General features: G+C 63.9%; 6 protein-coding genes. 4 read left to right on the top strand and 2 right to left on the bottom strand.

The genetic code is table 11. The annotated features are described in order from the left end of the window. Positions 1-192 (bottom strand): helix-turn-helix domain-containing protein (locus D460_RS0105950; RefSeq protein WP_037110883.1); only part of this gene is annotated, 192 nt, incomplete at its 3' end. A 347-nt stretch (positions 193-539) separates the two neighbouring features. On the opposite strand from D460_RS0105950, the gene D460_RS0105945 reads away from it, so the two are divergent. Beyond that, positions 540-3,023, top strand: a complete 2,484-nt coding sequence (locus D460_RS0105945) for a UvrD-helicase domain-containing protein (protein ID WP_018897603.1) — start codon at positions 540-542, stop codon at positions 3,021-3,023. A gap of 270 nt (positions 3,024-3,293) precedes the next feature. On the opposite strand, the gene D460_RS0105935 is transcribed toward D460_RS0105945, so the two are convergent. Then, entirely contained in the window at positions 3,294-3,641 is a 348-nt protein-coding gene (locus D460_RS0105935) for a hypothetical protein (protein ID WP_018897601.1), read from the bottom strand. Between the two features lie 287 nt (positions 3,642-3,928). Between D460_RS0105935 and D460_RS0105930 the strand changes: the two genes are divergently transcribed. From D460_RS0105930 to D460_RS0105920, 3 genes are all read left to right on the top strand, one after another. Continuing rightward, positions 3,929-4,765: a siderophore-interacting protein gene (locus D460_RS0105930; protein WP_018897600.1), complete on the top strand. Its 837-nt coding sequence runs from the start codon at positions 3,929-3,931 to the stop codon at positions 4,763-4,765. A gap of 283 nt (positions 4,766-5,048) precedes the next feature. Next, positions 5,049-5,549 carry a hypothetical protein gene (locus D460_RS0105925; RefSeq protein ID WP_026282833.1) on the top strand — a complete coding sequence of 167 codons (501 nt, stop codon included), beginning with the start codon at positions 5,049-5,051 and terminating at the stop codon, positions 5,547-5,549. A 240-nt stretch (positions 5,550-5,789) separates the two neighbouring features. Beyond that, positions 5,790-7,430: a Na+/H+ antiporter gene (locus tag D460_RS0105920; protein ID WP_018897598.1), complete on the top strand. Its 1,641-nt coding sequence runs from the start codon at positions 5,790-5,792 to the stop codon at positions 7,428-7,430. The last annotated feature ends 84 nt before the right edge of the window (positions 7,431-7,514 follow it).

Genomic DNA, 7,514 nt, shown 5'->3' with positions numbered 1-7,514 from the left:
CGGGCTCTTATGCGGCCGCCGCGATCGGTCATCGACCGCCTCGCCGGCGGCAAACCGCTTCAACCAGACATAGCCCGTCTGGCGGCTGATGCCGAAGCGCTCGCAAAGGGCCGACACGTTCGCCCCCTCAAGCCCCGCCAGCCGACAGAATTCCAAACGCTCGTCCACAACCGACCTCGCCCGCCAAGCCATCGAAACCTCCCGGATTGCAATCCGAAAAGTGTCAGGCATGTCTCCGAACATCTGTCAGGTATGTATCAAGGCTGTACAACAAGGCCGAGGATGACGTCGAGCGAGAGGAAAATACTACCGCTTCAATAGGTTACAGACGTCATCCACCTACTCCACCGTCATCCTCGGGCTCGTCCCGAGGATCTGCTAAGCCCTCGTTTTGCTCGACGTGAATGGACACTTGGCGCAAACCGCGCACCACTCGCACCCGTCATCACCGCCCCACATCACCCAACATCTCGTGGACCGGGAATGAAAGCAGAACATCTTTTCTGGCCTTTCCGATCCGAATCACTACATTACGCGCCATGAGCAACAGTTTCGACGATATGCCCTTCTTCGACGAGGAGCCGGGCGAAGCGCCGCGCAAGCCGCAAGCCCCCGCAGCTCCCGCACGCGGCGCCCCGACATCAGGAGGTCTTGCCGCCCGCGCCATGGCCGCCCGTGGCGGCGCTCGAGAGCGGCCGGATTATCTCGATGGCCTCAATCCCGAGCAGACGGAAGCCGTCGAAACGCTTGAAGGCCCAGTCCTCGTGCTCGCCGGCGCCGGCACCGGCAAGACGCGTGTGCTGACCACCCGCATCGCCCATATCCTGAACACCAACCGCGCCTTCCCCTCGCAGATCCTGGCGGTGACCTTCACCAACAAGGCCGCCCGCGAGATGAAGGAGCGTATCGCGCACCTGGTCGGCGGCGCGGTCGAGGGCATGCCCTGGCTCGGCACCTTCCACTCGATCGGCGTCAAGTTGCTCCGCCGCCACGCCGAGCTCGTCAACCTGCGCTCCGATTTCACCATTCTCGACACCGACGACGTCGTGCGCCTCGTCAAGCAGCTGATCCAGGCCGAAGGCCTTGACGACAAGCGCTGGCCGGCCAAGCAGTTCGCAGGCATGATCGACACCTGGAAGAACAAGGGGCTGGGCCCCGCCGACATCCCCGAGGGCGACGCGCGCGCCTTCGCCAACGGCAAGGGTCGCGAACTCTACTTCGCCTACCAGCAGCGCCTCTCGACGCTGAACGCCTGCGATTTCGGCGACCTCCTGATGCATCCGATCGCGATCTTCCGGAAGACGCCGGATCTGCTCAAGGAATACCACCAGCGCTTCCGCTATATCCTGGTGGACGAGTATCAGGACACCAACACCGCGCAGTACATGTGGCTGCGCCTGCTTGCCCAGCGCCCAAAGGGCGAGCCGCAGAACGTCTGCTGCGTCGGCGACGACGACCAGTCGATCTATGGCTGGCGCGGCGCCGAAGTGGACAACATCCTGCGCTTCGAGAAGGATTTCCCCGGCGCAAAGGTGATCAAGCTCGAGCGCAACTACCGCTCGACCGCCCATATTCTGGGTGCGGCCGCGCACCTCATCACGCATAATGAAGGCCGCCTCGGCAAGACGCTCTTCACCGACCGCCGCGACCCTGACGATATCAAGGTGCAGGTCCACGCCTCCTGGGATTCGGAGGAAGAAGCCCGAGCCATCGGCGACGAGATCGAGCAGCTGCAGCGCAATCAGCACAAGCTGAACGATATCGCGATCCTCGTGCGCGCCTCCTTCCAGATGCGCGAGTTCGAAGACCGCTTCGTCACGCTCGGCCTCAACTACCGCGTCATCGGCGGCCCACGCTTCTACGAGCGCCTCGAAATCCGCGATGCCATGGCCTATTTCCGCCTCGTCGCCCAGCCGGCCGACGACCTCGCCTTCGAGCGCATCATCAACACCCCCAAGCGCGGCCTCGGCGACACCACCGTGCGCGCGCTGCACGATTATGCCCGCGCTCGCGACATCCCGATGCTGGCGGCAGCCGCCGACATCATCGAGACCGACGAGCTGAAGCCAAAGGCCCGCAAGGCGCTTTTCGACGTGATTCAATCTTTCCGCAGATGGCAGGAAAGGCTTGAAAACACATCACATACCGAGCTTGCCGAGCAGATTCTCGAAGAGTCCGGCTACACCGACATGTGGAAGGCCGACAAGACCGCCGACGCCCCCGCCCGCCTCGACAACCTGAAGGAACTCATCCGCTCGATGGAAAGCTTCGAGTCCATGCGGGGGTTCCTCGAGCACGTCTCGCTGGTGATGGACGCCGAGCAGAACGAGAACCTCGACGCTGTCTCGATCATGACGCTGCACTCGGCCAAGGGCCTCGAATTCGAGACCGTCTTCCTGCCCGGCTGGGAAGAAGGCCTCTTCCCGCACCAGCGCTCACTCGACGAGACCGGCCGCGCAGGCCTCGAGGAAGAACGCCGCCTCGCCTATGTGGGGTTGACCCGCGCCAAGCGCCGCTGCCACATCTGGTTCGTCTCCAACCGCCGCATCCACGGCCTGTGGCAATCGACCATCCCCTCGCGCTTCCTCGACGAACTGCCGGACACCCATGTCGAGGTCGCCGAAGTCGAGCAGAGCTACGGCGGTTACGGCCGCGGCGGCTACGGCCAGTCGCGCTTCGACAAGGCCGAGCCCTTCGCCAACAGCTATTCCACCCCCGGCTGGAAACGCGCCCAGCAAAACCGCAACGACGCCACCCGCGACAACTGGGGCTCCCGCTCCGGCCATTCGGTCGAGCGCATCGGCTACGGCGAAAGCGGCCCGAAGACCCGCACCATCGACGGCGAACTCGTCGCCAAGTCGACAGCCACCCAGCCCTCGAAATTCACCATCGGCGACCGCGTCTTCCACATGAAGTTCGGCAACGGCAACATCAAGATGATCGAGGGCAACAAGCTGACGATCGACTTCGACAAGGCCGGCGAGAAGCGCGTGCTGGACGGGTTTGTCGAGGCGGTGGGCTAGAGAAGACTCGGCGGCCCAAAGCCGCCGTCACCCTTTCGTGACTTCGCATATAGCCAAGCCTCCCGCATACTCCCCGCGCCCGCACCATAATCACGGGCCTAAATAGGAGGATGCCATGAAACGCTACTCGCTATCCCTGATCGCAATGTCCCTTGCACTGGCCATCGTCGGCAACCCGGCGATCGCGCTCGCTTGCAACAAGATCATCGGGACGTGATCAGCTGAATGAATAGGGTGGGCGGGTGAAAGCCCGCTCATCATCTTCATCCCTCACCCCAAGATCGGCATTGATCCCAGCCCCAATACATCGTTGAGCAGCGCCAGCCCGATCCCCGCCGCCACGATCGTAAGCCCGATCAGAAACAGCCGCCGCGAGCGGTCGTATTTGGCGGCGATCAGCGAATCCCGCGCGAGGAGATCGGCAAAGACCTTCACCTGAAGCGCGATGCCGACGACAAGCAGCAGCATCGGCGCGATGTCGATCGGGCTCCAGTCGTTCGGGTTGGAGACCCAGCGGCTGATGAAGGTGAGGCAGAAGCCCAGGATGATGCCGGCGGCGGTCAGCGAGCCATTGCGGAAGGTGGCGTCGATCTTTTCTTCCGGATCCGGCTCGGGCATGGCTCTGGCTTTCGGTTGAACGGCTCACCGAAGCAAGGCAGAAATCGCGCCAAACGGCAAGAGCGGCCGAAGATTACAAAAGCTTCACCAAAAAATCATGTTTTAATCTTGCCAGCCTTCTCGGGCCCGGCTAGGTAAGAAACACATCTGCCGCATCCGCTCCCTGAGAGGGGCGCCGCACGTAAGCGTTAACGTCAACCAACGCGCTGATCGAACCCGAAGCCGGGGTGCGAGCGGCGCGGCGTGCCTGCGTCCTGAGCGTCCCGGTTCTGAAGAAGGAACCAAAGATGACGGCCAACACCACGCCATCCCCCACCGAAAAGCGCCACCTGATCGAACGCGTCCGCCACGAACTGAAGCGCCGCGTGCTCACCGTCCGCCGCGTCCAGCACGTCACGCCGCAAATGCTGCGCGTCACGCTCGAGGGCGCCGATCTCCAAGGCTTCGTCAGCCTCGGCCATGACGACCACGTCAAGATCCTCGTGCCCCGCCCCGGCGAGGAACCGGCATTCCCGGAGATGGGTCCCGAGGGCAAGCTTTTGATCGACCCGGAAAACCGCCCGTCGCTGCGCGACTACACGCCCCGCCGCTATGATCCCATGGCCGGCGAACTCGACATCGACTTCGCGCTGCACGAGGCGGGACCCGCGACCGAATGGGCGATCAACGCCAAGCCCGGCGACAGGCTCGGCCTCGGCGGCCCACGCGGTTCCTTCGTCGTCTCCACCGATTTCGACTGGTATCTGCTGGTTGGCGACGAAACCGCGCTCCCCGCCATCGGCCGCCGCCTCGAGGAACTGCCCGAAGGCGCCAAGGCGATCGTCATCGCCGAAATCGCCGGCCCCGAGGAAGAACAGACCTTCGCCAGCAAGGCCGACCTCTCCGTCACCTGGCTGCACCGCGGCGCGCAGCCGGCGGGCACCACGGACGATCTGGAACAGGTGCTGCGCGATATCATGTTGCCGGAAGGCGACGGCTATATCTGGATCGCCTGCGAAACCGTGCTCGCCAAGCGCCTGCGTGTCGTCATGGTCGAGGAGCGCGGGCACCCCAAGCCCTGGATCAAGGCCGCCGGCTACTGGAAGCGCGGCCAGGCCGATTTCCACGAAACCCACGGGGATTGAGGCCCGGCGTGATGCCGTCCCCTCCACTCCACTCTGTCGCGTGCCATTTGACCGACGGGGATGGAAACGAGAAAAGGCTGGGCTTCGTGTGAGACGCCCAGCCCAGCCCGAATCATCAGTACACATAGGGTAAACGAAATCTTAATCCCGCCGCTTGACCTCGGTCAATCGGCTGAAATTCATCACAACATTCCCCTTTTGACGCCGCCGGCAAATCACCTTAGCCCGTCCCTGTTCGTCCATGAAGGACGGTTTTCACGATGGACTCGCAAAGGAGATTCAAGTGACCAGTGTTTCCTCTCTGGGCGGCAACAATGCCCAGTATATTTCCAGCCTCGACAAGAACGGCGACGGCATCATCTCCGCCGACGAGCTAGCCGCAGCCAACACCAGCAGCACGACCGCGACAACGACCAAGGCCTCGACGGCAAACAGCACCGCCGACAGCGCCAGCGTCACCCAGAAGATCGCAGCCGATATCCTCTCCTTGATGCTGCAACTGCAGCAGTCGAGCGAAAGCGACGACGGGTCCAGCGACGATGGCAGCCTCTCCGGCAACAGCCCGAAGGGCATTCTGGCGCTGATGGACAGCAACAACGACGGCAAGCTGACGACCAGCGAAGTTCTTTCCGCCGATCCGTCGAAGATCGCCGAAAGTGCCGGCGCCGGCGACAACACCGCAGTCACGCAGGGCCTCACCGACATGCAGACCGCGATCCGCGCCTATCAGACCACCTACGGCGCCTCGCTCGCCTCCGATACCGACACGGCCCAGACTATGTGATCGGCCGCGTAATTGGCGTGCAACACGGCTCCGCCGGGGGAGCCGAAATAGCCTGTCCTTGCGATACCGCCCGCCGTGTATGGGCAAGCGGATCCAGCCTCTTCAAGCACTTGACCCACAGTGCACGCGCCTATGGCGCAATGTCGCAGGTCGGGCGAACCAATAGCCCCGCCGTTGCAACAACGGCCAAAAACCCGCAAAACCGAACTTCGACGGTAAGAACGAAGGACATGGCATTTCATGGAAAGCATCAGCGTTTCGTTGATCCTGCTGTTTGCAGTGGTCGTTAGCGGAACACTCACCAGGCTCTCCCCGATCCCGATTCCGCCGCCTCTCGTGCAGATCGCGCTCGGCGCCGTCATCGCCTCGGTGGCCGATCTCGGTGTCAGCCTCGATCCCGATCTCTTCTTCCTGCTCTTCCTGCCGCCGCTGCTCTTTCTCGATGGCTGGCGCATTCCCAAGGAAGGCCTGCTGCGCGACAAGGGCGTCATTCTCGAGCTGGCGCTCGGCCTCGTCATCTTCACCGTCCTCGGCGTCGGCCTGCTCATCCACCTGCTCATTCCCTCCATGCCGCTTGCCGTCGCCTTCGCGTTGGCCGCGATCCTCTCGCCGACGGATCCGATCGCGGTCTCCGCGATTGCCGCCCGCGTGCCGATCCCCAACCGTCTGATGCACATCCTCGAAGGTGAATCGCTGCTCAACGACGCGTCCGGCCTCGTCTGCATGCGCTTTGCGGTCGCAGCCGCCCTCACCGGCACTTTCTCGCTGACGGATGCCGTCGGCACCTTCTTCTGGGTCGCGATCGGCGGCATTGTCATCGGCGTTGGCGTCACCTGGGCGGTCATGCAGCTGCAGCGCTTCCTCACCCGCAAGCTTGGCGAGGAGACAGGCTCGCTGATCCTGATCAGCCTGTTGCTCCCCTTCGCCGCCTATCTGATCGCCGAACACCTGGAGTGCTCCGGCATCCTGGCAGCGGTCGCGGCCGGCATCACCATGAGCTACGGCGAGCAGAGCGGCCGCGCATCCGCCGTCACCCGCGTGCGCCGCACCGCCGTCTGGGATACTGTCCAGTTCGCCATGAACGGCGTCATCTTCGTGCTGCTCGGCGAGCAGCTGCCGCAGATCGCCTCCAGCGCCATCAACATCGTCCGCGAAACCGGGCATTACGACCCGCTGTGGCTCATCGTCTACATCGTCGCGATCAACGTGGCGCTCGCCGCGCTGCGCTTCTCCTGGGTCTGGGTGTCGCTGCGCTTCACGCTCTATCGCGCCGCCCGCAGCGGCTACGAATTCACCCGCCCGAGCTGGCGCCTCGTTGCCGCCACCTCGCTTGCCGGTGCCCGCGGCGCCATCACGCTCGCCGGCGTTCTCACCCTGCCGCTGACCATGGGCGACGGCTCGCCCTTCCCGGGCCGCGACCTGTCGATCTTCCTCGCCGCCGGCGTCATCATCGTCTCGCTGGTGGCCGCCAGCATCGGCCTGCCCTTCCTCTTGAAGAACCTGCATGTGCCGGCTGAACCCTCCCATCAGCGCGAGGAAGACGAAGCCCGCATTCGCGGCGCCGAGGCCGCCATCAAGGCGATCGAGCAGCTGCAGCACGACATGGGCGAAGGCCGCGCCGATGCCGACCTCTACGCCGACGCCGGCGCGCGCCTGATGGACATCTACCGCCAACGCATCGCCGGCCGCTCCAAGACCGGCGACGACGCCATGCTCGCCCGCCGCAGCGAAGAAATCGAACGCAAGCTGCGGCTGGCCGGCGTCAAGGCCGAACGCGCCGAGTTCTTCCGGCTGGCGAAGAACCGCAAGCTCTCCGAAGAGCTGATGAAGAAGCTCGTGCGTGAGGCGGATCTTGCGGAGGCGCGTTTTTCGGGGACGTGAGGACGGGGGCTGTGTGAGGTTTTGGTGCGCCGGTGAGCGAGGTTTTACCGTGTGATACCCCCCTCTGCCCTGCCGGGCATCTCC

It is taken from the genome of Rhizobium sp. 2MFCol3.1 (genome assembly GCF_000377565.1).
Lineage (GTDB): Bacteria > Pseudomonadota > Alphaproteobacteria > Rhizobiales > Rhizobiaceae > Rhizobium.
The sequence above is the reverse complement of the archived record's forward strand: the minus strand, read 5'-3'. Positions and strand labels throughout refer to the sequence as shown.

Coding starts and splice junctions, on each gene's coding strand:
- D460_RS0105935 (WP_018897601.1), bottom strand. CDS start 3,641: ATGCCCGAGCCGGATCCGGAAGAAAAGATCGACGCCACCTTCCGCAAT.
- D460_RS0105930 (WP_018897600.1), top strand. CDS start 3,929: ATGACGGCCAACACCACGCCATCCCCCACCGAAAAGCGCCACCTGATC.
- D460_RS0105920 (WP_018897598.1), top strand. CDS start 5,790: ATGGAAAGCATCAGCGTTTCGTTGATCCTGCTGTTTGCAGTGGTCGTT.
- D460_RS0105945 (WP_018897603.1), top strand. CDS start 540: ATGAGCAACAGTTTCGACGATATGCCCTTCTTCGACGAGGAGCCGGGC.